Genomic DNA, 24,583 nt, shown 5'->3' with positions numbered 1-24,583 from the left:
GGAGGTGTGAAAGGGCAAGGGACCCGTCTCGGCGTCGCGACGGCCCTCCAGCGCTACAGGTTCGATACGGGCTCCTCGGCGGCGAGTGCCTCCATGGCCTCGCGGTCCCATTCCATGACGATGGGAATGCGGCGGCCGATGCCGAAGGCCTTTTCGGTGACCCGGAGGCCGGGGGGCGCCTGGCGCCGCTTGTACTCGTTCTGGTCGACCTGCCGCAGCACGCCGCGCACGAGGTCCTCGTCGAGGCCCGTCTCCCCGACGATGGTCCCCAGCTCCTTCTTCTGCTCCACGTACCGCTCCAGGATGGCGTCGAGCGTCTCGTAGGGCGGCAGCGTGTCGGTGTCCTTTTGCCCCGCCCGCAGCTCCGCGGAGGGCGGCTTCTCGATCGTATTCTGTGGGATCACGTTCTCTCCGGCCCGCACGTTGATGTGGCGGGCCAGCTCGTAGACGCGCGTCTTGAGCACGTCGCTCAGCACCGCCACCCCCCCGTTCGTGTCGCCGTAGAGCGTCACGTAGCCGATGGCCACCTCGCTCTTGTTGCCCGTCGACAGCAGCAGGTGGCCGAACTTGTTCGACAGCGCCATGAGCGTGACCCCGCGGGCCCGGGACTGGATGTTCTCCTCGGCCACGCCGGGCTCGGTGCCCGCAAATTCATCCGCTAGCATGTCGTCGAACGCGTCGACCGCCGGCTTAATCGGGATCTCCTTGAACTCGATGCCCAGGTTGTCGGCGAGCGCCTGGGAGTCGGTCACGGACCCTTCCGACGAGATTTCGGAGGGCATGGTCACCCCCACCACGCGCTCCGGCCCCAGCGCCTCGACGGCCAGGGCACAGGTGACCGCCGAATCGATGCCCCCCGACAGGCCGACGAGGGCCTTGTCGAAGATACCGGTCTTCTCGTAGTAGTCGCGGACGCCGAGGACGAGGGCGTCGTGCAGGTCGGCGATCGCGTCGCGCCCCGTCGTGCAGGCCTCGGGGGAGGACTCGGTGTCCCAGAAGAGCAGGTCCTCCTCGAAGGAGGCCGCACACGCAACCTGTGTGCCGTCGGCGGCGTGGACGCGGCTGTCGCCGTCGTGGATGATCTCGGTGTTGGCGCCCACCTGGTTGCAGAGCAGGAACGGGCGCTCGTGGCGGCGACAGATGTGCTCGACGAGCTTGTCGCGGACCTCGTGCTTCCCGATCGAGAACGGGGAGGCGCTGATGTTTACGAAGAGGTCCGGGTCCAGGGCCGCCAGTTCCGCGACCGGATCGCGTTCGTACCGCTCGCTCTGGTCGACCCCTTCGGGCTGGTGCACGTTCCACATGTCTTCGCAGACGTGGAGCCCGATGCGCAGGCCCCGCCACTCCAGGAGGCGCCGTTCCTCGGCGGGCTCGAAGTGCCGGTCCTCGTCGAAAATGTCGTAGGTCGGGAGCAGGGTCTTGTAGACACGGTCCTGCACGGCCCCGTTCTCCAAAAGCAGCGCGGCGTTGTGGAGCGGCTTGCCGAACCGGTCGCCGTTGGGGACCGGCGCCCCGATGATCACGCCGAGGTCCGCCGGCAGGGCCCGGGCGAGGTGGTCGACCGTGCGCTGGACGGCCCGCTTGAAGAACGGGTTTTCGAGCAGGTCCTCGGGCGGATACCCCGTCACGCAGAGCTCGGGGAAGACGACGAGGTCGGCCCCGCAGTCGTCCGCCCGCCGGGCGTAGTCGAGAATTTTTTCGCGATTGCCCTCCAGGTCGCCGATGGTGGGATTGATCTGGGCCAGAGCAATCTTCATGGGCGCGAGCGACGGTGGGTTCAAACAATACACAGGGTATCACACACGACTGGTGCTAACAGCGCGTTCCTAAAAGAAGTGCCTCCCGTCCAGGTCCGGACGGCAGGCACAGTTGTCTCCCCAGTGTGAAAGCCGGAGTGCGGAGGGCAGGCTACACCGCCTCTCCCGCCGCCACGTCTTCCAGGGGGACGCCCTTCAGGCCCATCGCGTCGTACGTGGCGCCCTCGAAGGCGTCCACCTCGGACTGCACCTCGTCCATGATCTGCTCCGGCCCCTTCGGATAGTCCATCTCGGCGCCGTAGCGCCGGGCCACCTCCGGCAGGATCTCCCAGCTGGGCTTGCAGTTGATGCGGTTCTCGTCGTTGTGCCAGCGGTCGAACGGCGTGCCGTGCTCGTCCTCGCGGTTGGTGCCCATCTCCATCATGAGCGTGCGGTTCACGCCCTGAATCTCCTTCGCCGGGCGCACGCGCTGGGCGTGGCCGTCCTGGTTGACGTAGGTGCCCACCGTCTCGACCACCATCGCCGCGGGGAGGGCCGCGGTGGCACGGGGCAGCGTCTCGTTCGTCGTGTTGTAGTAGTGGAGCACCACGTCCGTGTCGGCCAGCGCCTCCGCGGTGCAGAGCCCGGCGCCGACGGGGTCGTCCTCCAGCATGTACACCAGGTCGTACTCGCCGCTCGCGATGCGGGAGCCGACCAGCTCCTCGTCAACCGGGCGGATGCCGAGGCGCTCGCACCCCTCCGCGTTGGGCGTCTTGTCGTCGGTGATAAGCCAGTCGTCGCCCGCGCCCGGCTCCACGTGCGGAATGTAGCGCGGCGCGTCGGCCCCCACCGCGTCCGCGAGCCGGGTGAGCAGGTAGTTGTCCTCCACCGTCGCGTAGGCCGAGCCGAGGAAGAGGATGCGCTCCGGATCGGCACTGCCCAGCAGCGACGCCGCCCGGGCGTAGGCCTGCTGCCAGTTGCTCTGCGTGCGCGTGTCGTCGCGCCGGATGTGGGGGCCCTCCGGGCGGTTGTCGTTGAATTGGTTGTAGACGAGCCGGTCCTCGTCGGGCAGCCAGTACTCGTTCACGTCCATGTTCTGCCGGGGCGTGATGCGCAGCACCTGGTTGTCGCGCACCCAGTAGTGGCAGTTGGCGCCCGTGGCGTTGGTCGTCGTGATCGACGGCGTGGAGCTCATCTCCCAGATGCGCGCCTTGAAGCGGAAGTCCGACGACGTAAGCGCGCCCACCGGGCAGATGTCGATCGTGTTCATCGAGTAGGGATCGTCGAACGTCTCGCCCGGGGCGGTAATCGGGTAGTTCTGGACGCCGCGGTTGGCGATCGTGAGCTGGTTGCTCTCCGACACCTCGTCGGTAAAGCGGGTGCAGCGGGTGCAGTTGATGCAGCGCTCGGCGTCGAGCGTCACGCGGGGGCCCAGCTTTACGCGCTTCGGCTTGTGCACCTTGCGGAACTCGAAGCGGGACCCTTCCGGCCCGTACTTGTAGGACTGGATCTGGAGCGGGCAGTGGCCGGCCTGGTCGCAGATCGGGCAGTCGAGCGGGTGGTTCGTCAGCAGAAACTCCAGGTTGTCGGTCTGCGCCTGCTCCACCTCCTCGCTGGTGCGGTGCGTCTTCACGACCATGCCGTCCTGGAGGTCGACCGTACAGCTGGCCTGCAGCTGCGGGAAGTACTGAATTTCGGGCTCCCCCTCGTCGTTGCGCATCACCTCGCCGGTCTCCCGGTCCTCCGTCGGCATGCCCACCTTCACGAGGCACTGCCGGCAGTTGGCCGGGATGGACATGGCGGGGTGGTAACAGAAGTGGGGCAGCTCGATGCCCTGGTTCAGGCAGAACTGCAAGAGCTTCTGCTCCCCCTCGTACTCGTAGGTCGTTCCGTCGACGGTGACGATCGGCATGGCGGTAGGCGGTCAACGTTCAGGGTTGAGCGGAAAGCATCAGGGGGTATTCGGGGCCCGGCTCCGAGGCCCCCTGTTCTCTGAATGTAGTAAGGTAGGCCTCAGAGAGAAAAAATTCAGCCTCAGTGACGGAGGGGCCAGCGCCGAAGCCGGTTCGCTGCCGCCCGTGCCTTCCTCGGACGCGGTACAGGCGGCACAAGTCAGGAGGTTCCGGGTACACGGCGCTACGGGCTCGGCCCGGACGGGCCTGCGTCCGAGATACGAACGGGCGTGACCCGCACCCCGTTCGCGGTCAGGCGGAGTGTGTCGTCCGCGATACGCAGCGTGCCGGCGGCGACCACGAATCCGCGCGCCGCCCCCGGCACGGCCCAGGCGCAGCCGTCGGCCTCGCTGTGCGGGGCCGCCACGACGAGTGGCCGGCTGCCGGGTGTGAGGGTGACCTCGCACCCAGTGGCCCCAACGGCGGCGATGCGCCCGTCTACGGTCACCGGACGCCCCTCGTAGATGCCTGCCTCCGCCGCCACGGCCGATGCCGGGAGCGCCGCCGTCGCGTCGACGGGCGTGCCTCGGGTCTCGTCGGCCCCGGTGGCGTTGGGTTCTGTTCCGCCCGTGCCGCAGGCCGCGAGCAAAGCCCCACCGAGAAGGATTGCGGCGCATCGGAGCATGGAGCAACAGAAGGCGAAACGAAGGGCAGCGCTCCCCCGCCGCGTGGCCACGGCCTACTCCGTCGCCGCCACGGCCGACTCGGCGCCGGCGGACACCTCGGTACTGACGGGGTGGACGGACGCCTGGCACTTTGCCACAAACTCTTCGCGGAAGCGCTTGACGGTGGCCCGCACCGGCCCCACGGCGCCGTCCGCGAAGGCACAGATGGTGCGCCCCCCGTCCATGTTGTCGCACAGCTCCAGGAGCAGGTCGATGTCGCGCATGCGGCCCTCCCCCTCGTCGATGCGGGCGAGGATCTTTTCGAGCCAGCTCGTGCCCTCGCGGCAGGGCGTGCACTGCCCGCAGGTTTCGTCCTGGTAGAAGTGCGCCACGCGGCGGAGGAACGAGACCATGTCGGTCTCTTCGTCGAGCACGAGCGGACAGAACGTCCCCGTCCGCGAGCCCACCTCGCCGAGGCTCTCGTCGTTCATCGAGATGCCGTCGATCTGGTCGGCGGGCACCGGCGGCACCGAGGACCCGCCGGGCACGACGGCCTTCAGGTCCTTGTCGCGGGCCATGCCGCCGCACACGTCGTAGATCATGTCGGTCAGCAGCATGCCCGTCGGGAATTCGTAGACGCCAGGGTTTTTGACGTGCCCGGACATCCCGTAGAGGGCCGGCCCCGGCATGTCCCCCGCCCCAATGTTCGAGTACGCCTCGCCCCCCTGCTCCACGATGAGCGGGACGTGCGCCAGCGTCTCGGCGTTGTTGATCGTCGTGGGGGAGCCGAAGATGCCACTCTGGGCCGGGAAGGGCGGCTTATAGCGGGGGTATCCGCGCTTGCCCTCCAGGCTCTCCATCAGGCTCGTCTCCTCTCCGCAGATGTAGGCCCCGGCCCCCTTGTGGAGGACGATGTCCATCGTAAAGTCCGAGCCCATGATGTTCTCACCCACGTAGCCCGCTTCGTAGGCGTTCTCCAGCTGCTCCTTCAGGTGCACGATCCAGTCGGTATACTCGCCTCGGATGTACACGTAGGCCGTGTCGATGTGGAGGGCGTACCCGGCGAGGAGGATGCCTTCGAGCATCAGGTGCGGGTTGTACTCCATCACCTGACGGTCCTTGAAGGTGCCAGGCTCGCTCTCGTCCGCGTTGACCCCGATGAAGCGCGGGCGCTCGTCCGGCTCCGGCATAAAGGTCCACTTGATCCCGGTGGGAAAGCCGGCCCCGCCGCGCCCGGTGAGCCCGGAGGTCTTCACCGCGTCCGTGACGTCGCTCGGCGCGAACGCGTCGTCCTCCAGGACGCGCCGGAGGCGGTCGTATCCGCCGTGCTCCTCGTACACCCCCAGCTTGTGGAGGTCCTGAATGGGCGGCAGCAGCATCCGCTCGTACGAGCGCCAGTCGCCGGCCGGGCTTTGGGGCGTTCCGTTCGTTTCCATATGCAGTCTCAGGTTGCGAAGGTGAAAGTGCGAAGGGACGGGGCGGGACCCGCGAAGCAGGGCAGGGCCCTCCGTTCAGGCCTCCCGACTCACGCATCACGTCTCACTCCGTGTGCTCCGCCCGGGGCTGCGTCTGGTACGTCTCTGTGTTCTCGACGTCGGTGCGGCGGTTGCCGTCCAGCTCCTCCTCGTCCTGGGGCAGCGTCATCGACGTGAACGAGGGTACCTCCCCCGCACGCAGGCTCTCGACGAGGTCGTCGATCTTGTCGGGGGTCAGGTTGTGGACGTAGACGCCGTTTGTGATCTCCATCATGGGCGCCGAGCCGCAGGCCCCCAGGCACTCGGCCTCCTGGATCGTAAACATCCCGTCGTCGGTCGTCTCGCCGGCGTGAACGCCCAGCTTCTCCTCCAGGTAGTGCAACACGTCGTAGCCCCCGCACACCTGGCAGGTGAAGCACGTGCACACGTCGAGCACGTAGGTGCCCTTCTCCTCCTTGAAGTATTGGTGGTAGAAGGTCGCAACGCCGTAGGCCTGCGTGAACGTCATGTCGAGGGTGTCCGCGCAGAGCTGAATCACCTCCGGGGCCAGGTAGCCGAATTTCTCCTGGGCCAGCCACAGCACCTTCATGATGGCGGCCTGGTCCTCCGGATACTGGCCCTTCCAGGCCTCGATCTGTGCCTCTTCCTCGTCGGTCCACACGAGCTCGTCGTCCGAGAATGCCGGGTCGGGGTCCTGATCCGGAAGCTCGACAATGGGCTGCTGAACGTCGAAACTGGACATGTTCGGGTGTCGGTTTTCGAATGGCAAGTACCAGGGAGCGAATGCGATGCGGGATGCCGGGCCCCTCGACGCTCGGCATTCGCCGATCGGACGTGGGCTACTTGTCGGCCTCCCCCATGACCGGGTCGAGGGAGCCGATGATGACGACCGTGTCGGCCACCATCTCCCCTTCAAGCATGTGCTCCATCGCCTGCAGGTTCGTAAACGACGGGGCGTTGATGCGCACGCGCCAGGGCCGCCCGGTGCCGTCGGACGTCAGGTAGAACCCGAGCTCGCCCTTGGGGCCCTCGATGGCGTGGTAGGAGTGGGCGCCCTTCGGCGGCACGGTGCCCACGTCGGTGTACATGAAGTCGTGGATCATGCCCTCCATCGAGTAATAGACCTCCTCCTTCGAGGGGTAGGCCTCCTTCGCGTCGTCGGCGCGGATGGGCCCCTCCGTCATCCGGTCGAGGCACTGCTCGATGATGCGCACGCTCTGCTTCATCTCGTCGAGGCGCAGGAAGTAGCGGGCCAGGCAGTCCCCCTCCTCGCGCACCGGAATGGTGAAGTCGACCTCGTCGTACTTCAGGTACGGCTCGAAGCGGCGCACGTCGTAGGGCACGCCGGAGCCGCGCAGGTTCGGGCCCGTCAGGCCGAGCTCCAGCGCCTCCTCCTTCGTCACGCGGCCCACGCCCTTGTTGCGCTCGACCCAGATGCGATTCTTGTTGAGCAGGCCCTCCCAGCCCGCAATCCGGTCCGGGAACGTGTCGACGAAGTCGCGAATCATCTCGATTGCGCGGGGGGAAAAGTCGTTGGCCACCCCGCCGATGCGGCTGTGACTCACCGTGAAGCGCGCCCCCGCCACCTCGTCCATGATCGAGTAGATCTCCTCCCGCTCCTGGAAGGTCCAGACGAACCCGGACACCGCCCCTGCGTCCATCATCCCCACCCCGAGCCAGAGGCAGTGCGAGGAGATGCGCGCCAGCTCGCTCATGATCATCCGAATCCACTGTGCCCGCTCCGGCACCTCAATGTCGGCCAGCTTCTCCACGGCCAGGCACCACGCCACGTTGTTGGAGTAGGGCGACAGGTAGTCCATGCGGTCGGTATACGGCATGAACTCCTGGTACGTCTTGTGCTCCGCGAGCTTCTCGATGCCGCGGTGCAGGTACCCGATGTCGAGGACGGACTTCTCGATCGTCTCCCCGTCCATCTTCACGACGCAGCGTAGGACGCCGTGCGTGGCCGGGTGCTGGGGCCCGATGTTGAGGATCATCTCGTTTTCCAGCGGGTCCACCTCCGACCGTTGCGTCGCCGGCGGCTTCCCGTCCCCCTGTGCGGCGGCGCGCTTCTCCTCGAGCCAGGCGTGCTTGTTCTCCAGCCGCTCGTAGATCTTCTCGTTGTGCTTCGGCCAGAACCGAAACTGGTCGCCAAGGTCGTTCCCGGGGAAGTCGGGCTTGTGGGTCTGGGGCATGGCGTATGCGTCTGTGCGTTAGAGCGTCCGAACGGGCCGCGTTGAGGCGTCCCAGCGCCTACTCGGAGTCGGGGTCGGTGGCGGGCTCCTCGTAGCTCTTGACCGGCTGGGAGCCGTGAGCGGCGGCAAAGGGATCCATCGTCAGGTCCCCATCCGGGGTCTGCGGGGGAAGCGGCAACGAGCCCGGAATGCCCAGCTGCGGGAATTCCTTGCGCAGCGGGTGGTAGTCGAAGTCCTCCGGCATGTACATGCGCCGGGGGTCCGGGTGGTCGACGAAGGAGAAGCCGAACATGTCGTAGGCCTCCCGCTCGTTCCAGTTGGCCGCCCGGTAGACCTCCGTCACGCTCGGCACTTGCATGTCGCCCTCGTCCACCTTTACCTTCAACCGGAGGCGTTTTTGCCGCTCGGTGCTCACAAGGTTGTAAAAGACCTCGTAGCGGTCCTCCGCGGTGAAGTTGTCGATGCCGCCGAGGTCGACGAAGTAGTCGAAGCCCTCCTCCTCTTTGAGGAAGCGGCAGACCTCTCGAATGCGGCTCTTCTCGACGTAAATGGTATCCTCGTTCGCGTAGCGCTCCACGTCGAGGACTACCGCCCCAAACTCCTCCCGCAGGGCGTCGATGACCGCCGGGACGCGGGTCGTGTCCTTCGCGTGGGCGTTCTGCGTTTCCTGCTCGGCCCCGGGCTCATCGGTCGGGGTGTAGTGGAACCGAAGCTCCTCCGGGTTTTTGGGGTTTTCGTCGCGGGGGTTGTCGGGCTTGCTCATCGGCACTCCGTCGTGTTGGGGCGTCGCGGGCGCTCGGACGCCATTGTGCAAGAGGAAACGCAGCGGGCGGGACGGCGGCCTGCCTACGCGGCGACCGGCTCCGGCGCAGAGCCCTCCTCCGCGTCGTCGGCGTCCGGGGCCTCCAGGGTGAGGGTCGAGGTTTTCGGCTTCTCAAGCTGCCCCGGAAACCTGTTCGTGTTTTCCGGCATGATCGGGGCGCGCTCCCGCGCCTTCCCAAACTCGTAGTCCTGCACCACCGAGTACTCGTTGCGGATCTTCTCCTGGATGTCCATCAGGGCGTGCAACACCGACTCCGGACGGGGCGGGCAGCCGGAGATGTAGACGTCGACCGGCAGGAAGTTGTCCACCCCCTGCACCACGCCGTAGCAGCGGTGCATGCCGCCGGTGGAGGCGCAGGCGCCCATCGCGATGCACCACTTCGGGTCGCCCATTTGGTCCCACACGCGGCGGATGGCGTGACTCATCTTGTAGGAGCACCAGCCGGCCACAATCATGAGGTCGGCCTGGCGCGGCGAGAAGCGCATGGCCTCGCTGCCAAAGCGGGCCGAGTCGTACTTCGGCCCCGCGAAGCCCATCATTTCGATGGCACAGCAGGCCAGCCCCATCGGCATGGGCATGAGCGAGTTGGAGCGGGCCCAGTTGAGGAAGGTGTCCACACGGGTCGTGAAGAAGCCCTGCCCGTTGGTTCCGGAGGATCCAGCCATGACAGTAGAGAGTCGGGCGGTTCAGAAAAGTTCGGAAACGGAGCACACGGTGCACCCAATCGGGATCATAGAACCGTGTGCTTCCGATGCACCGCGTTAAATGACGCGGGTCTCCCCCTGTTTCCCCCCCGCCCCACCGCACGTGAACGTACGGAAGATGTCACGTTCTCGTCGGCCCCGCCGGGCGCTACTGTTCAAAGTCCAACCCGCCCTTCTTCACGTCGTAGAGCAGGCCGACGAGCAGGATGAGCGTGAACAGCGAGATGACGGCGATCACCCCCAGCCCCGCGCCGCTCTCGACGAAGCTGTGGAAGCTGGCGGCCCACGGCCACATGAAGACAACCTCCACGTCGAAGACGATGAAGATCATGGCCACGAGGTAAAATTTGACCGAGTACCGCTCGTGGGCGCTGCCCACCGGGTCCATGCCGCTCTCGTAAGGCATGGTCTTCGTTCCACTGGGCCGGCTCGGCCCAATGTAGGCGGCCGCGGCCAACAGGGTCAGGGCCAGCCCCAGGGCCAGCGCAATCATCAGGAACAGCGGCACAAAGTCGCCAAACATGGCCGGTCACGGGTGAACGATCAAGGAGCAACGAGGGTCTCGCTGAGAACGAGATGTGGGGGTAGTGTACGGTACAGATCAGGTGTTGCGGATGCAACGATGCGCCTGCTCAGCCGCCCAAAGAGCCGGTGAACTATCCCCCACGGCCTTGCGCACGAGCGCACATTTATCTCAAGGGGGGCGTTTCGGGACTCCGTTCCCTCAAGGCGACGGAAGCTCGCAGGTGAGGCGGGCAACGACCATGCGCCCCAGCGCGGGGCTCCCCACGAACTCGCGGTGGTCGATGCCGAGCACGTTCTGGGCCGTGACGTTCACGCTCAGTTCCGGCACCGCCGGGAGGGAGGACCGCAGCCGCACGTCGAGCAGGGTGTAATCGTCCACCGCGCCCGTGCAGGGCCCGAAGCGGACGGGAAAGGCGCCGATGTGGTGGACGGTGGCCCCGACGGTACTGCTCCGTGGAAGCCCGTAGTCCACGCTCCCCTTTGCCTTGAAGGCAGGAGCGTTCAGGGCGATGTCCTGGCCCCCCCGTCGAACGCGTCGTCACTCACGATGGACGTGGTGCCGAAGACGGTGAGCGCGTCGGTGGCCCGCAGCTCCGACGTCACGTCCAGCCCCCAGTATTCGATGTCGCCCCCGCTCCGGTACTGAACGGGGCGCCCCACCGGCACGAAAACGTCGTCGCGCCACTCGTAGTGCCCGTCACGCCCCCTGTGCCCTGCGCCATTGCCCCCAGGGGCACAAGGCTCAGCAGCACAATCCTGGAGGCACTTTTACTCGGAAGAAGGGAGGCGCTGGCGGAGCACGCGCACGGCGTTCCCTCCCATGATTTGTTCAATGTCCTGCGCCGAGAAGCCTTCGTCGAGGAGGGCCTCCGTGAGGAGCGGGAGGCCCGTGGCGTCGAACGGGACCGAGACGGTGCCGTCGAAGTCGGTGCCGAGCGCCACGTGCTCCACGCCCACCCGGTCGGCCACGTGCCGCATCGCCGTGGCAACCGCGGCAGGGCCGGTCCCGCAGACCGCCGTCTCCCAGAGCCCCACCCCGATGACGCCCTCCCGCGCGGCGATGGCCTCGACGTGCCGGTCGCTCAGGTTGCGCGGGCTGTCGCAGGTGGCGCGGACCCCAGTGTGGCTTACCACCACGGGCCCGTCGGTCCGCGCCAGCACGTCGTCGATGAGCGCCTCGGAGGCGTGGGCGAGGTCGATCGTCACGTCGCGGGCCGCGAGCCGGTCGACCACTGCGGCCCCGAAGTCGGTGAGGCCCCCGTTGACGAGCCCGGTCGACGCGCCGCCGAGGGCATTGTCGTGCAGGTGGGTCAGGCTCATCATGCGGTAGCCGTCGTCGACGAGCGTGTCGACGTTCGCGACGTTCCCCTCCAGCGCGTGCAGCCCCTCGACGGCCAGCAGGGCGCCCATGGCCGACGGCGCCTCGCGCCGCCGTGCCAGCAGGGCGTCCAGGTCGGCCCGGGTACGGAGCAGAAATAGGGCCCCGTCTCGGGCCGCGGCGCGACGGAGCTTCCGGGCCTGGTACCGGGCCCGCTCGAAGCGGCTCGTCCAGGTCCGCACGGGCCAGCGCTGGGCGGCGGCGAGGAAGGGAATCTGGTCGAGGGCATCGGCGTCCGTCCCCGCGTAGCTGCGCCCTCGTGGCACCTGCGTGACGGCGGCAAACACCTGGAGGCCCACCCCACCCTCCCGCAGCCGCGGCACGTCGGTGTGGCCGCGGTCGTGGCGCGTCAGCGGGTCCCGGCCCCACAGAAGCAGGTCGTTGTGGAGATCCGCAACCATCAGGGTGTCGTGCAGGGCCTGTGCCCGCCCCGAAGGATCGTAGGGCGGCTCGGCCTGGACGGTGTTGTACCGGGCGTCGGCGATGGGGGCCGCCCCTACGAAGTAGCCGACGAGGGCGAGGGCAAGAAGCCCGGCAAGAACGTAGAGGCCAAGGCGGAGCACGGATGCAGGGCAGATTGCAAACAGTCACGGGGCCGGGGAGGGGACTATCTCTACCTTTCTTTCCCCGCAACGGTTCATCCGGGACACTCCGCCCCGCGCCGCATCGCGCAGTCGCTACAGCAGCCCCCCACCCCCGAGCGGATAGAAAAGCCCGAGCAGCATGCCGTAGACGATGTGCCCCACGATCGTCAGCACCGGCGTACTGCGGCCGTAGTTCAGCGCCAGAAAGCCGGGCGGCTCCAACTGCCGGGTGGGCGTGGGCCCGTGGTGGATGCTCGCCATGCGCGGGTGGAGGTCCGGCAGGGCGGGCATCAGGACGGCGAGCAGAAACAGCCCGTGGAAGACGCCGAGCAGCCCCCCGAGCCACCACGTGGCCCACTGCCAACTCTCAAAGACCAGCGCGTAGAGGACCGCGAAGCCCATTCCGAACGCGAGGTGCGCCCCGAAGCCAATCCCCATCGCTCGTCCCCGGTGGGACGTGAACATGCTCCCGATCATGTACGGGAAGCTCATCCGGGACCACCCCAGGCCCTGGCTCCCCGACATCAGCAGCGTGAGCAGGCCTGTGGCGAAGAGGCCCCACAGGAGGGCCGAGCCAGCATTGAGGGCGAGCAGGGACGTCATTGTGGATCGGGCTGTTCGTGTAGGGCGGTAGGGGCCTCCTCCTCGGCCTTCGTGATGGTGATGGCGGCGTTGATGAGCCCGACGTGCGTAAACGCCTGGGGAAAATTGCCCAGGAACGCCCCGGTCTCCGGATCGATCTCCTCGGCAAAGAGCCCAAGGTCGTTCGCGTACCCGATCGTCTCGCCGAGCTTTTCGCGGGCCTCGTCGAGCCGCCCCAGCCGGGCGAACATCTCCTCGTCCCAGAAGCTACAGAGGCCGAAGGCCCCTTCCTCGGACGTAAATCCGTCGTCGGTGTCGGGGGGGTACCGGTGGAGGAGCCCGTTCTGGGCCAGTTCCTCGTGGATGCGGGCAAAGGTCGATTTCATGCGTGGGCTCGTCGCCTCCTCGTACCCGTAGGTGGGAAGCAGGAGCAGGCTTGCGTCCAGCCGGTCCCCGCCAAACGTGGCGACGTAGCTTTCCTTTTCCTCGTTGTAGCCCTGCGTCTCCACCGCGGCGCGGATGTTCTTGGCCTCCGTCCGGTAGCGGTCGACCGGGACGGTGACGTATCCCTCCTCGTGCAGCGCCAGGAGGCGCTCCAGGGCGACCCAGCACATGGCCTTCGAAAACGTGTGGTGGTGGCGTCCGGAGCGCACCTCCCAGATGCCCTCGTCCGGCTCCGTCCAGCGGGCACACACCTCGTTGCCCAGGCTGACGAGGAGGCGGCGGTGCCAGGGGTCGAGCTCGTGCTCCCGCCGCACAAATTCGTAGGCCGCGCTGATGAGCTCCCCGTACGTGTCGAGCTGGAGCTGGTCGTGCGCGCCGTTGCCCACCCGCACCGGCGGGGACTGCCGGTAGCCCTCCAGGTGGGACAGCGTCCGCTCCGTCAGGTGGGTATTGCCGTGCACGTCGTACATGACCTGCAGCTCCGGCGCGGTCGGCCGGGTGGTGTGCAGGAGCCACGAGAAGAAGGCCCGCCCCTCGTCTTCGTAGCCCAGCTCGTACAGGGCCCGCAGCGTCAGGGCCGCGTCGCGGAGCCAGCAGTAGCGGTAGTCCCAGTTCCGCTCGCCCCCAATCGCTTCGGGCAGGGAGGTGGTGGGCGCCGCCACGATGGCACCCGAGGGGGCGAAGGTCATGAGCTTGAGCGTGAGGGCGCTCCGCACCACCGCGTCGCGGTAGGGCCCGTCGTACTCGCACTGCCCCGCCCAGTCGCGCCAGTAGTTGATCGTCCGGGCCAGCTTTCGCTGGGCGTGGTCCCCCAAAAGCGGCAGTGTGGCCGGCGCCTCGTCGTCGTACGTGAGGGAGAGAAAGCGCCGGTCGCCCGCCCGGAGCGTCTGCTCTGCATGGAGGGCGTTTTGCCCGGGCGACGGTGTGAGGGGCACCTCGCTCCGGGCGATGAGGACGGCCCCGTCGTAGTTGTAGAAAAACCCGTGTGCCCCGCGGTCTTCGAAAGACAGGTCGAGCTGGGCGTACTCCACCTGCGGCTCGCACGCCACCTGAACGGGGACCGTGCCCTCCACACACTCCACCCGGCGCAGAATCTCGTGGGTCGGCCACAACTCGCGCCGGTACGCCTCCGGCGGCCCCACCGGCATCAGGTCCGTCAGCCGAAGCACCCCCGTGTCCGTCGTGAAGGTCGTCTCCAGTACATTCGTGTCCCCCATGTACCGCCGCTCCACCGAAAAGTCTTGCGTCGGCCGCACCTGAAAGCGCCCCCCACGCTCCGCGTCCAGCAGGGCGGCGAAGATGGACGGGCTGTCGAACCGCGGCCAACAGAGCCAATCGATCGCCCCGTCCGTGCCGACGAGGGCGGCACTCGCGCAGTCGCCGATGACGGCGTAGTCCTCGATGGGGGCGTACTGGTCGTCGGGGCTGTGCATTCAGAACAGGACAATGACGAAGCACGGCGCGTATTTGCTCCTCTTCGGGCCTGCTTGTGGGGCCCGTGCGTCTCCTACCTACCACTCGCACAAGATCTGTACCACCGGGCGAACGCCCCCCATCCGCTCCGTTCTCCTCGAAGAAGGCCGTCCCGCGGGGCCGGGCGGTCGTCCACGTTCCAATATCGGGGTGCCACGGCACGGTCCCGCCCCCCACGGAAACGGGGCCGGCAACAGGCCTTTCTCTGCCTCATTCCTCCAGCCCCACCCGCCGGAAGATCCGGTCCACGTTCCGCACGTGATAGGTCGGGTCGAACGCGTCCTCGATCTCGTCGTCGGACAGCACCTCCGTAATGGCGTCCGACTCGGCCACCACCTCCTGGAACGGCCGCTCCTCCTCCCACGCCGTCATCGCGAGGGGCTGCACGCGATCGTACGCCTCCTCGCGGCTGAGGCCCTCGTCGACGAGCTTCAACATGAGGCGCTGGCTGTTGTAGAGGCCATGCGTTTCCTCCATGTTCTCCCGCATCGTGTCCTCGTAGACCACGAGGCCGTCGATGATGCCGCGGAAGCGGCGGAGGGCGTAGTGCAGCAGCGTCGTCGCGTCCGGCAGCACGATGCGCTCGACCGAGGAGTGGCTGATGTCGCGCTCGTGCCAGAGGGCGACGTTGTCGAACTCGCTGTTCATGTAGCCGCGCAGGAGCCGCGCACAGCCGGTGATGTTTTCGGAGCCGACGGGGTTGCGCTTGTGCGGCATGGCGGAGGAGCCCTTCTGCCCGGCGCTAAACGCCTCTTCCGCCTCCCGCACCTCGCTCCGCTGGAGGTGCCGCACCTCCACGGCCATCTTTTCGAGGGTGGCGCCGATGCCCGCGATGACGCTCAGGTAGTTCGCGTGGCGGTCGCGCGAGAGGACCTGCGTGGAGATGGGGGCCGGCTTAAGGCCGAGACGCTCGCACGTGAGGCGCTCCACCTCGGGCGGGATGTGGGCGAACGTGCCCACGGCCCCGGAGAGCTTGCCCATCCGCATCTCCTCGGCGGCCCGCTCGAACCGCTCCTTCTGGCGGGTCATCTCGTCGTAGTAGCGCGCCATCTTGAGGCCGAACGTCGTGGGCTCGGCGTGCACCCCGTGCGTGCGCCCCATGGTGAGGGTGTGCTTGTGCTCCCGCGCCTTCTCCGCCAGCGTCTCGATCATCCCGTCGAGCTGGGTGCGGATGAGGCTGTTCGCCTTCTTGATGCGCACCATGTAGGCGGTGTCCACCACGTCGGTCGAGGTGAGGCCGTAGTGGACCCACTTCTTCTCCTCCCCCAGCGTCTCGCTCACCGCCCGCGTGAAGGCCACCACGTCGTGCTTCGTCTCCTTCTCGATCTCGTGGATGCGGTCGACGTCGAAGTCGGCCTCGTCGTAGAGGGTCTCCACGTCCTCGGGCGGGATGGCGCCGATCTCGCTCCACGCGGCACAGGCGGCCAGCTCCACGTCGAGCCAGGACTGAAACTTCTGCTCTTCGCTCCAGAGGTCGCCCATCGGCGGGCGGGTATAGCGGTCAATCATTCGGGGATGGGGAAAGCTCGGCACAGAACGGCGCGGCGCTGCTTCTGCACGTAAGGTAACGGTCCGGAGGCGGGGAATGCCAGGACGAGTGGGCCCACCAACGCACGGAGGCAAAAAATTGGCGGGCCTTCAAAATTGACGGGCCCGCAGGGGGGCGGGGGGCTCCGGCTCTCCCCGGACGGCGAGGGCGCGGGAACCGCCGCCGCGTCGACCGCCCGTCGTTCGCCCGACGGGTCTCCTCCTCCGCCGTAGAAACGGCCGATGCCCCGCTCGGGGCACCGGCCGCCTCAACGCTCGTTGTCTCCCCAAATCGCTTTCCGTTAGAACGTCTCCAGGTAGCGGTCGAGCTCCCACTCGGAGACCGACGCGAGGAATTCGGTGTACTCCTGCGTCTTGGCCTGGGTAAACTTCTCGCTGACGTGCGGCCCCAGGGCGTCGAGGACCACGTCGTCCTGCTGCAGGGCCGTCACCGCCTGGCCGAGCGTGCTCGGGAGCGTCTCGATGCCGCGCGCCTCGCGGTCCGCCTCGGTGAACTCGTAGATGTTTTCGCGGACCGGGTCGGGCGCAGACTGCCCCTTCTCGATGCCGTCGAGCCCGGCGTGCAGCATCGTCGCCAGCGCCAGGTACGGGTTGCTGGACGGGTCCGGCGAGCGGAGCTCGATGCGGGAGGCCGCCGGGACGCGGGCCGCCGGCTTCCGCACGAGGGCCGAGCGGTTGACGTCGCTCCAGGCCACGTAGATCGGCGCCTCGTACCCGGGCACGAGCCGCTTGTACGAGTTGACGGTCGGGTTGCAGATGGCCGTCAGGGCCGGCGCGTGCTCGAGGATGCCGCCGAGGAAGTCGTACGCGGTGTCACTCAGGCTGAACTCGTCGTCGCCGTCGTGGAAGACGTTCTCCCCGTCCTCGAACAGCGAGAGGTGCGTGTGCATGCCCGACCCGTTGATGCCGGCGATCGGCTTCGGCATGAACGTGGCGTGCACGTCGTGCAGCTCCGCAATGGCCCGCACGACCGAGCGGAAGGTGGCGATGTTGTCCGCCGTGGTCAGCGCGTCGTCGTACTTGAAGTCAATCTCGTGTTGGCCCTGGGCCACCTCGTGGTGGCTCGCCTCCACCTCAAAGCCCATCGCTTCGAGCGTGTAGATCACCTCCGCCCGGATCTCCTGCGCGAGGTCCTTCGGCGCGAGGTCGAAGTAGCCGCCCGCGTCGTGGGTCTCGGTCGTGGCCCGTCCGTTCTCGTCCTTCTCGAAGACGAAGAACTCAGGCTCGGGGCCCGCATTCAGCTCAAAGCCCATGTCGGCCGCCCGGTCGATGGCGCGCTGCAGCACGGAGCGCGGGTCCCCCACGAAGGGCTCGCCGGTGGAGGTGTCGATGATGTTGCAGATGAGGCGGGCCGAGACGGTGTCGTCCCCGCGTTGGCTGCGCCAGGGGAGCACGGCGAAGGTGTCCGGGTCCGGATCCAGGCGCATGTCCGACTCCTGGATGCGGACGAAGCCCTCGATGGAGGAGCCGTCGAAGTAGATGCCCTCCTCGAAGGCCTTTTCGGCCTGGTGGGCCGGCACGGAGACGTTTTTAACCGTCCCCAGAATGTCGATGAACTGGAGGCGCAGGAAGTCCACCCCTTTGGCCTCGATCTGCTCAAGGACGTCGGTTTTGGTCGGCATTGATGGTCGGAAGGATTGGTTCGTGGGAACGAAGAATGAGGGAGGCCCGGCCCGCACCGGTCGGGCCCCGGGGCCGCCGGCCGTCCAGGGCCTACTCGTCGGACGACGCGTCGTAGTCGTACAGCTCCATCGGCTCGGTGGGCACGGTCCGCTCTTCCTTGAAGGTGCTCAGCACAATGCTCGTGGTCGTCTTGCTGACGCCGGAGATCGCCTGAATATCGGAGAGGAACCCCTCCAGGGCGGTCGTGTCCGTCGTCCGCACCTTCATCAGGTGCGACCCGGCCCCCGTGATGGAGTGCAGCTCCAGCACCTGCTCCATGCCCTCCACCCGATCGACGAAGTTGGGGTAGTGCTCCGACCCGTCCACGGACACGCGAATGAACGCCGTGATGTCGAGCCGCAGTCGCTTGGCGTCAACGACGGCCCGGTACTCCTCGATGACATCGCGCTCCTCAAGCTTCCGCATGCGCTCGCTGACCGCCGAGATGGAGAGGTCCACCTCCTCGGCCACGTCGCTGCGCTGCATGCGCCCGTCGCGCTGAAGCAGTTCCAGAATTTTCGCGTCGATTTCGTCGATGCGATGTGACATGGCCTCGCTGTCGCTATCTCTTTTTGCTACGGCTCTACGTTACGCCACTTTCTTTGGTTTGTCAAGCAGTACGGACAAATAATTTTACAAAACCCGTAAAGATCCGCGGTGGAAGCGCTTCGTGCATCTACGAAAATGGCGGGGACGGGCTGAAAGCGGTTCCGAACGCACGGGCACACGGTCCGTACGGCACGAGCGTAATTGCGGGCCCCTCTTTCCCCTGCGGAAGGAGGCGTCCGGGAAAAACTGCGCCGAACCCGCGATTCGGGGGCAAGTACGACACGCCTCGCACAAGCCTCGTTCAATTGCCGCACACGCCCGAGCACATGCGCATCCTGGTCACCGGTGCCAACGGCCAGATTGGAAGCGAACTCGTTGAGGCCCTGCGCCGGCGGCACGGCCCCGAGCAGGTGGTGGGCCTGGACCTGAATCCGCCCCCGACGGCCAACGGCCCGTCCGCCGCCGCGCCCTTCGAGGTGATGGACGTGCGCGACCGGGAGGCCCTGGCCGGCGTCCTCGACCGCCACGAGATCGGCACGATCTACCACCTGGCGAGCCTGCTTTCCGCCACCGGCGAGCAGCACCCCGACCGCGCCTGGGACGTCAACATGAGCGGGCTTAAGAACGTGTTGGACCTCGCCCGGCGCCGCCCCGTCGATACGGTGTTCTGGCCCAGCTCGATCGCCGTGTTCGGCCCCACCACCCCCCGGGAGGACACGCCCCAGAACACGGTGCTCGACCCGACCACCATGTACGGGGTCACCAAACGGAGCGGCGAGCTGCTGTGCCGCTACTACCACCGCCGCTACGACCTCGACGTGCGGAGCCTGCGCTACCCGGGCCTCCTCAGCTACAAAACGGCCCCGGGCGGCGGCACCACCGACTACGCCATCGACATGCTGACCCGGGCCGCGGCGGGGGAAGATTACACATGTTTCCTGAAGCCGGGCACGCGGCTGCCGATGATGTACATGCCGGACGCCATTCAGGGCACCCTCGCCCTCATGGACGCCGACGCGGACGCCCTGTCGGTGCGGGACAGCTACAACGCGGGCGCCCTCAGCTTCTCCCCGGCGGAGCTGGCCGCGACGATCCGGGCGCGCGTGCCCACGTTTGACTGCCACTACGAGCCGGATGAGCGGCAGCACATCGCCGAGAACTGGCCGTCCTCGGTCGACGACGGGGCGGCCCGGACCGACTGGGGCTGGGCGCCGGAGTACGACCTGGAGGCGACGACCGAAGACATGCTCTCTCACCTGCGGGCGGAGACAAGGAAAAGTGGCAGCGTGGACGCATGAGGCGCGAGGAGACACGCGGTCGAGTGCGCCGACGTGCCACGAGCCGCTGCCGTCTCTGCCCTCGAAGCGGCCGCGTGTGCCCCCCCTCGCCCCCCTGATTGCTCACGTAGAACCTGAACCAACCCCCCTACACCGCCATGCCCATGACCGACGACGTTGCGGCCGACTTTCGGCAGACGCTGCAGGAGATCAAGAACGCCGGCACCTACAACGAGGAGCGCGTGATCACCTCCCAGCAGGACGCCGACATTGAAGTTGAGGGCGGCCAGCACGTCATCAACTTCTGCGCGAACAACTACCTCGGCCTCGCCAACCACCCCGAGATCATGGACGCCGCCAAGCGGGGCGTCGACCGGTACGGCTTCGGCGTGGCCAGTGTCCGCTTCATCTGCGGCACCCAGTCGGTGCACAAGGACCTGGAGCACGCCCTGTCCGACTTCCACGAGACGGGCGACACGATCCTCTACAACTCGTGCTTCGACGCCAATACGGGGCTGTTTGAGACGATTCTGGGCGAGGACGACGCCATCATCAGCGACGCCCTGAACCACGCCTCCATCATCGACGGCATTCGGCTCTGCAAGGCCGACCTGCACGTCTTCGAGCACAGCGACATGGCCGACCTGGAGGCGAAGCTGCAGGCGGCCCAGGACGCGGAGACCCGCATGATCGCCACCGACGGCGTCTTCTCGATGGACGGCGACGTGGCGAAGCTCGACGAGATGTGCCGCCTGGCCGACGCGTACGACGCCCTCGTGATGGTGGACGAGTGCCACGCCACCGGCTTCATGGGCGAGGGGGGCCGCGGCGCCAGCGAGGCGAAAGGCGTGCTCGACGAGGTGGACATCATCACCTCCACGCTTGGCAAGGCGCTCGGCGGCGCCACCGGCGGCTTCACGACGGGGCGGAAGGAGATCATCGACCTGCTCCGGCAGGAGTCCCGCCCCTACCTCTTCTCCAACGCCATCGCGCCGATGATCGCCAACGCCAGCCTCAAGGTGCTGGAGATGCTGCAGGAAAGCGGCGAGCGGCGCGAGCAGATCTGGGAAAACGCCCGCTACTTCCGGAGCGAGATGGAGGAACGGGGCTTCGAGATCAAGCCGGGCGACCATCCCATCGTGCCCATCATGTTCTACGACGCGAAGACGAGCGGCGCCATCGCCGACGAGCTGCTCGACCGCGGCATCTACGTCATTAGCTTCAGCTACCCCGTGGTGCCGGAGGGGGAGGCGCGCATCCGCGTCCAGATGTCCGCCGCCCACTCCAAGGAGCAGCTCGACCGCGCCATCGACGCGTTCACGGAGGTCGGCCGCGCGCACGACGTGATCGAATAGGGGTGGTTGAGCGTCCGGCGTTGTGGGGGAGGGATCGCCTGTTCGCACCTCCGAGTCCCGATCAAACCAGCCCACAACTCTCAAACCCTCAACCCCCAAACCCTCAACCTGCCCCCCAACACCCACCAACACAACTCTCGCGTTCTACCGATGAATCAGATTCAAACGACTCTTCTCGGCACGCTCATCGCCCTGTTGCTGCTGGCCGTTCCGACCGACCCGGCCCAGGCCCAGACTACGAATGAACAACAACTCAAGCGCAGCCTCCCGCCCGACACGGCGATTACGAAGACCGATCGCGTCACGGTAAAGGGCGAAGAGGTGCCCTACGAGGTGACGACCGGCACGCAGCCGGTGTACGGCGACGACGACACGGCCGTCGCCTCGCTCCACTATACCTACTACCGCCGGTCGGACGTCGACGACCGCTCCGGGCGCCCGCTCATGATTTCCTTCAACGGCGGCCCCGGCTCCGGCTCCCTCTGGATGCACCTCGGCTACACCAGCCCCAAGCACCTGCTCATCAGCGACGAGGGCTATCCCGTACAGCCCTACGGGGTTGAGGACAACAACCAGTCCATCATCGACGTGGCGGACATCGTGTACGTCAACCCCGTCAACACCGGCTTCTCCCGCGTCATCGACGACGACACGGACGCGGAACAGTTCTTTGGGGTCAACGCCGACGTGGACTACCTGGCGGACTGGATCGACACGTTCATCTCCCGCCACGGCCGGTGGCGCTCCCCGAAGTATCTGATTGGGGAAAGCTACGGCACCACCCGGGTTGCGGGCCTGGCCGGCGAGCTCCAGAACAGCCACTGGACGTACCTGAACGGCGTGATCCTCGTCTCCCCCACCGGCCTCGGCATGGAGCCGGCCGGCCCCTCCCCGCGCTCCGAGGCGCTCAAGCTGCCCTACTACGCGGCGACGGCCTGGTACCACGAGCAGCTGCCCGACGCCCTTCAGAGCCGGGACCTCCAGGCCCTGCTGTCCGAGGTGGAGGACTATACCATCGAGGAATACATTCCGGCCGTCACCCGGGGCGGCTTCGTCGAGGACGCCCGGCGGCAGGCCGTGGCCCAGCAGGTGGCCCGCTACTCGGGGCTCTCCGAGCCGTTCGTGCTCGACCACAACCTCGCCGTTCCCTCGGATGCCTTCTGGAAGGAGCTGCTCCAGGACGAGGGGCGTACGGTGGGGCGCCTCGACTCCCGCTACGAAGGGATCGACGTGACGAACGCCGGAAGCGAGTACGACTACCCGGCGGAGCTCACGGCCTGGAACCACGCCTTCACGCCCGCCATCAACCACTACCTCCGCGACGACCTGGGCTTCACGACGGACCTGCAGTACAACACCTTCGGCAACGTCTACCCGTGGGACGAGACGGAAAACAACACCGGCGCGCAGCTCCGCGAGGCGATGGCCCAGAATCCCTACCTCCACGTCATGGTGCAGTCCGGCTACTACGACGGGGCCACGGACTACTTCTCGGCCAAGTACGTGATGTGGAACCTTGGGACGCGGGAGACGATGCGCGACCGGCTCCGCTTCGAGGGCTACCGGAGCGGCCACATGATGTACCTGCGCTCGGAGGACCTGGCGACCTCCAATGAGGACATCCGCACGTTTATCGAAGAGTCCATCCCGGACGAGGGCACGCCCGCCCGGTACGGCCGAAACCAGTAGGGAGGCGGACGGGCGTGCGGCGAACACACGCCGCCCGTGCCCGCTACATCGCCGCCACGACCTCCAGCATGTCGAGCGCCGTGATGACGCCACGCACCTCCCCGTTCGTGGTGACGAAGACGCGGTGGATGCCCCCGCGGTGCATCACCTGCGCCACCTGCTGCACGGAGGTGTGCTCGTTTACGTCGTAGACCTGCGGGGTCATGACGTGCTCGGCGGTCGTCTCGCCCCCCTCACTGATCTGTAGGTTCTCGAGGTCCTCCTCAGCATACTCGGTTTCAAGCTCCGAACGGTAAAACGAGGCGGGCCGGTCGGAGGCCGGCTCGCCCGCCGTGCCGTTGTGACGCGCGATGTCCGTCAGGGAAATCACGCCGACGAGCTGGTCGTCCTTCACGACGGGCGCGCCGGAGATGCCGTGGTCGGTCAAGAACTGGGCGACCCGGTCGATCGGCCAGCTGGCATCAACGGTCTGCACGTCCGCCGTCATCAAGTCTTTGGCGCTGTTCCACTTCATGAGAGGCGAAAGAACGGTTGTGGGAAAGAGATCCGAGTGCGTATGACAGTATCCCTATTGGTCGCCCACCCCCGTGTTGCATGGGCCGCGTGGATCGGCGGCGAATTCTTGCGGCCCATGTACCCGTCCCCCCAGAAAACGGAACCCACTGGGCCCCACTTCGTGGGCACAGCTACGGCGACCGGGGCCCGTAGCTCAGTTGGTTAGAGCCGCCGACTCATAATCGGCTGGTCGCAGGTTCGAGCCCTGCCGGGCCCACCCCTCGTGCCCGACGGCACCACGAGGCCCTCCGGGCACCACGCCTCTCGGCTCCTCTTTCGCATCAGCGCGGTCGCCCATGCCCCGCTCCATCCAACAGGCCAAGTGGAAACGTGCATCGGCCGACTCGTACACCGACATCACCGACGCCGTCGACGAGGGCGTGCTCGCCGCTACCCCCCATCCGGACGATGCCATCGACCGTCCGAAGGGCTACTCGGTTCGCCTAACCCTCGCCCCCGACAGCACCGCCCTTGCCGACGCCCTCCAGGACGCCCTCCTGGACGTGGACCCGGCCCGTATGACCCTCCATCTTGAGGGCGTCGACGAGCCCGTCTCGTCGCTCCCCGTCAGTGTGAGCAAGGTGCCTCACCTGGGCACGCAGAACACGGCGGAGCTCGGCGTTCCGTCCGAGGGCCACGACCAGCTCCATCCGCACTTCTAACCGCCCCCCTCTTGCAGTCAACGGCACACGAGACATTCGAGGCCTCGCCCTGCAGCTGCACGTGCCGCCGTTCCCCGTCCTCTCCAATCTTCCCCTTCCCTCCATGGAGCTTCCTGAACGATCCTCAACCGGCGACGGGTCTGCGCGGCAGCCCTTCTCGTGCCCGGAGTGTGAGCGGACCGTCGGGCACGCGAACGTTCTTACCGGGGACTTTACCTTCAACGACGTCACCCCCAAGACGACCCGCCCGGACGGCTCGCCGGAGTTTCAGAAGACGGGCATGGAGGGCGGCCCCCAGAAGGCCATCGAGCTGCGGTGCGACTTTTGCGGCGAGGAGTTCATGCTGGGGGTCGAGACCGGCGACACGGACTAGCGCCTACCGGGGCGGCTCGTCCGACCGCGACCGCCGGCCGGGTCGCCTCTGGGTCTCCGACGGCAGCTCGGCGCTGTAGAACCAGGAGAACCCCCCTGCGATCACGATAAACGCGAGGGCAAGCCCTCCCATCTCCCCGAGCGAGGTCTCCGGGGCCCCGATCTCCGGAAGGGCCACGAGCCCCCCAACGAAGACGACGAACGCGAAAATGAACATTCCGAAGTACTCGACGAGTACCTTCATTAGGCAGCGGCGGTCTCGGCCTGGTCAACGAGATCAGCTAAAATCCAGAGCGACGGGACCCATAGGCCCACAAAGATTGCGGCTTGATCGCTGCCGCTGAACCAGAGATAAAGGGAGAGGGCGAGCGCCACGACACCGGCGGCAAAAATCCACCCTTTGCTATTGGTCATGAACCGATCGGGATTCTGGGAGAC

25 protein-coding genes and 1 tRNA gene are annotated in these 24,583 nt (G+C 67.0%); 6 read left to right on the top strand and 20 right to left on the bottom strand.

The genetic code is table 11. The annotated features are described in order from the left end of the window. Nucleotides 1-53 precede the first annotated feature (53 nt). The 17 genes from OJA40_RS10100 to OJA40_RS10020 form a co-directional block, all read right to left on the bottom strand. Nucleotides 54-1,757: an NAD+ synthase gene (locus tag OJA40_RS10100; RefSeq protein ID WP_263810558.1), complete on the bottom strand. Its 1,704-nt coding sequence runs from the start codon at nucleotides 1,755-1,757 to the stop codon at nucleotides 54-56. Between the two features lie 151 nt (nucleotides 1,758-1,908). After that, nucleotides 1,909-3,648 (bottom strand): NADH-quinone oxidoreductase subunit G, encoded by a 1,740-nt coding sequence (locus OJA40_RS10095; RefSeq protein WP_208427110.1) that lies wholly within the window; start codon nucleotides 3,646-3,648, stop codon nucleotides 1,909-1,911. Between the two features lie 224 nt (nucleotides 3,649-3,872). Further along, nucleotides 3,873-4,313 carry a hypothetical protein gene (locus OJA40_RS10090; protein ID WP_208427109.1) on the bottom strand — a complete coding sequence of 147 codons (441 nt, stop codon included), beginning with the start codon at nucleotides 4,311-4,313 and terminating at the stop codon, nucleotides 3,873-3,875. Nucleotides 4,314-4,367: 54 nt separating this feature from the next. Then, nucleotides 4,368-5,729 carry an NADH-quinone oxidoreductase subunit NuoF gene (nuoF, locus tag OJA40_RS10085; RefSeq protein WP_208427108.1) on the bottom strand — a complete coding sequence of 454 codons (1,362 nt, stop codon included), beginning with the start codon at nucleotides 5,727-5,729 and terminating at the stop codon, nucleotides 4,368-4,370. Between the two features lie 103 nt (nucleotides 5,730-5,832). Then, on the bottom strand, nucleotides 5,833-6,510 hold the full coding sequence (locus OJA40_RS10080; RefSeq protein ID WP_208427107.1) for an NADH-quinone oxidoreductase subunit NuoE family protein: 678 nt from the start codon (nucleotides 6,508-6,510) through the stop codon (nucleotides 5,833-5,835). A 97-nt stretch (nucleotides 6,511-6,607) separates the two neighbouring features. Continuing rightward, a complete protein-coding gene (nuoD, locus tag OJA40_RS10075) occupies nucleotides 6,608-7,963 on the bottom strand; it encodes an NADH dehydrogenase (quinone) subunit D (protein ID WP_208427106.1) in 1,356 nt (451 codons plus the stop codon). Nucleotides 7,964-8,021: 58 nt separating this feature from the next. Next, on the bottom strand, nucleotides 8,022-8,726 hold the full coding sequence (locus OJA40_RS10070; protein WP_208427105.1) for an NADH-quinone oxidoreductase subunit C: 705 nt from the start codon (nucleotides 8,724-8,726) through the stop codon (nucleotides 8,022-8,024). Between the two features lie 83 nt (nucleotides 8,727-8,809). Continuing rightward, on the bottom strand, nucleotides 8,810-9,451 hold the full coding sequence (locus OJA40_RS10065; protein WP_208427104.1) for an NADH-quinone oxidoreductase subunit B: 642 nt from the start codon (nucleotides 9,449-9,451) through the stop codon (nucleotides 8,810-8,812). Nucleotides 9,452-9,638: 187 nt separating this feature from the next. Continuing rightward, entirely contained in the window at nucleotides 9,639-10,013 is a 375-nt protein-coding gene (locus OJA40_RS10060; protein WP_011403171.1) for an NADH-quinone oxidoreductase subunit A, read from the bottom strand. 201 nt (nucleotides 10,014-10,214) lie between these two features. Beyond that, on the bottom strand, nucleotides 10,215-10,487 hold the full coding sequence (locus OJA40_RS10055) for a hypothetical protein (protein ID WP_263810557.1): 273 nt from the start codon (nucleotides 10,485-10,487) through the stop codon (nucleotides 10,215-10,217). Between the two features lie 29 nt (nucleotides 10,488-10,516). Continuing rightward, entirely contained in the window at nucleotides 10,517-10,675 is a 159-nt protein-coding gene (locus tag OJA40_RS10050) for a hypothetical protein (protein ID WP_263810555.1), read from the bottom strand. A gap of 108 nt (nucleotides 10,676-10,783) precedes the next feature. Continuing rightward, nucleotides 10,784-11,956: a dipeptidase gene (locus tag OJA40_RS10045; protein WP_263810553.1), complete on the bottom strand. Its 1,173-nt coding sequence runs from the start codon at nucleotides 11,954-11,956 to the stop codon at nucleotides 10,784-10,786. A 114-nt stretch (nucleotides 11,957-12,070) separates the two neighbouring features. Next, on the bottom strand, nucleotides 12,071-12,580 hold the full coding sequence (locus tag OJA40_RS10040) for a DUF1440 domain-containing protein (RefSeq protein WP_263792502.1): 510 nt from the start codon (nucleotides 12,578-12,580) through the stop codon (nucleotides 12,071-12,073). Next, nucleotides 12,577-14,436 carry a glycoside hydrolase family 15 protein gene (locus OJA40_RS10035; RefSeq protein ID WP_263809553.1) on the bottom strand — a complete coding sequence of 620 codons (1,860 nt, stop codon included), beginning with the start codon at nucleotides 14,434-14,436 and terminating at the stop codon, nucleotides 12,577-12,579. The genes OJA40_RS10040 and OJA40_RS10035 overlap by 4 nt, the downstream gene beginning before the upstream one ends. 250 nt (nucleotides 14,437-14,686) lie before the next feature. Beyond that, complete coding sequence (purB, locus tag OJA40_RS10030; protein ID WP_263809552.1) at nucleotides 14,687-15,985, bottom strand: adenylosuccinate lyase; 1,299 nt, start codon at nucleotides 15,983-15,985, stop codon at nucleotides 14,687-14,689. A gap of 320 nt (nucleotides 15,986-16,305) precedes the next feature. Continuing rightward, nucleotides 16,306-17,646 (bottom strand): type I glutamate--ammonia ligase, encoded by a 1,341-nt coding sequence (gene glnA, locus OJA40_RS10025; RefSeq protein WP_263809551.1) that lies wholly within the window; start codon nucleotides 17,644-17,646, stop codon nucleotides 16,306-16,308. Nucleotides 17,647-17,737: 91 nt separating this feature from the next. Next, on the bottom strand, nucleotides 17,738-18,235 hold the full coding sequence (locus OJA40_RS10020; RefSeq protein ID WP_263809550.1) for an Lrp/AsnC family transcriptional regulator: 498 nt from the start codon (nucleotides 18,233-18,235) through the stop codon (nucleotides 17,738-17,740). A 326-nt stretch (nucleotides 18,236-18,561) separates the two neighbouring features. On the opposite strand from OJA40_RS10020, the gene OJA40_RS10015 reads away from it, so the two are divergent. The 3 genes from OJA40_RS10015 (at nucleotide 18,562) to OJA40_RS10005 (ending at nucleotide 22,556) form a co-directional block, all read left to right on the top strand. Beyond that, a complete protein-coding gene (locus tag OJA40_RS10015; RefSeq protein WP_263809549.1) occupies nucleotides 18,562-19,533 on the top strand; it encodes an NAD-dependent epimerase/dehydratase family protein in 972 nt (323 codons plus the stop codon). A 143-nt stretch (nucleotides 19,534-19,676) separates the two neighbouring features. Further along, nucleotides 19,677-20,867: a glycine C-acetyltransferase gene (locus OJA40_RS10010; RefSeq protein ID WP_263819041.1), complete on the top strand. Its 1,191-nt coding sequence runs from the start codon at nucleotides 19,677-19,679 to the stop codon at nucleotides 20,865-20,867. Between the two features lie 150 nt (nucleotides 20,868-21,017). Next, complete coding sequence (locus tag OJA40_RS10005) at nucleotides 21,018-22,556, top strand: S10 family peptidase (protein WP_263810552.1); 1,539 nt, start codon at nucleotides 21,018-21,020, stop codon at nucleotides 22,554-22,556. A 43-nt stretch (nucleotides 22,557-22,599) separates the two neighbouring features. On the opposite strand, the gene OJA40_RS10000 is transcribed toward OJA40_RS10005, so the two are convergent. Further along, entirely contained in the window at nucleotides 22,600-23,070 is a 471-nt protein-coding gene (locus OJA40_RS10000; protein ID WP_103016508.1) for a CBS domain-containing protein, read from the bottom strand. Nucleotides 23,071-23,254: 184 nt separating this feature from the next. Between OJA40_RS10000 and OJA40_RS09995 the strand changes: the two genes are divergently transcribed. The 3 genes from OJA40_RS09995 (at nucleotide 23,255) to OJA40_RS09985 (ending at nucleotide 24,146) form a co-directional block, all read left to right on the top strand. Beyond that, nucleotides 23,255-23,328, top strand: a tRNA-Ile gene (locus tag OJA40_RS09995). 79 nt (nucleotides 23,329-23,407) lie between these two features. Beyond that, on the top strand, nucleotides 23,408-23,773 hold the full coding sequence (locus OJA40_RS09990; protein ID WP_263809546.1) for a hypothetical protein: 366 nt from the start codon (nucleotides 23,408-23,410) through the stop codon (nucleotides 23,771-23,773). Between the two features lie 103 nt (nucleotides 23,774-23,876). After that, on the top strand, nucleotides 23,877-24,146 hold the full coding sequence (locus OJA40_RS09985; protein WP_240316138.1) for a hypothetical protein: 270 nt from the start codon (nucleotides 23,877-23,879) through the stop codon (nucleotides 24,144-24,146). Between the two features lie 3 nt (nucleotides 24,147-24,149). Here the strand turns inward: OJA40_RS09985 and OJA40_RS09980 are convergent, their stop codons facing one another. Both OJA40_RS09980 and OJA40_RS09975 read right to left on the bottom strand, forming a co-directional pair. Continuing rightward, a complete protein-coding gene (locus OJA40_RS09980) occupies nucleotides 24,150-24,389 on the bottom strand; it encodes a hypothetical protein (protein ID WP_208427420.1) in 240 nt (79 codons plus the stop codon). After that, nucleotides 24,389-24,559 carry a hypothetical protein gene (locus tag OJA40_RS09975; RefSeq protein ID WP_162862933.1) on the bottom strand — a complete coding sequence of 57 codons (171 nt, stop codon included), beginning with the start codon at nucleotides 24,557-24,559 and terminating at the stop codon, nucleotides 24,389-24,391. Before OJA40_RS09975 ends, OJA40_RS09980 begins: the two co-directional genes overlap by 1 nt. Nucleotides 24,560-24,583: the final 24 nt, after the last annotated feature.

This window comes from Salinibacter pepae (assembly GCF_947077775.1).
Lineage (GTDB): Bacteria > Bacteroidota > Rhodothermia > Rhodothermales > Salinibacteraceae > Salinibacter > Salinibacter pepae.
This window is presented reverse-complemented; position numbering and strand designations above follow the sequence as displayed.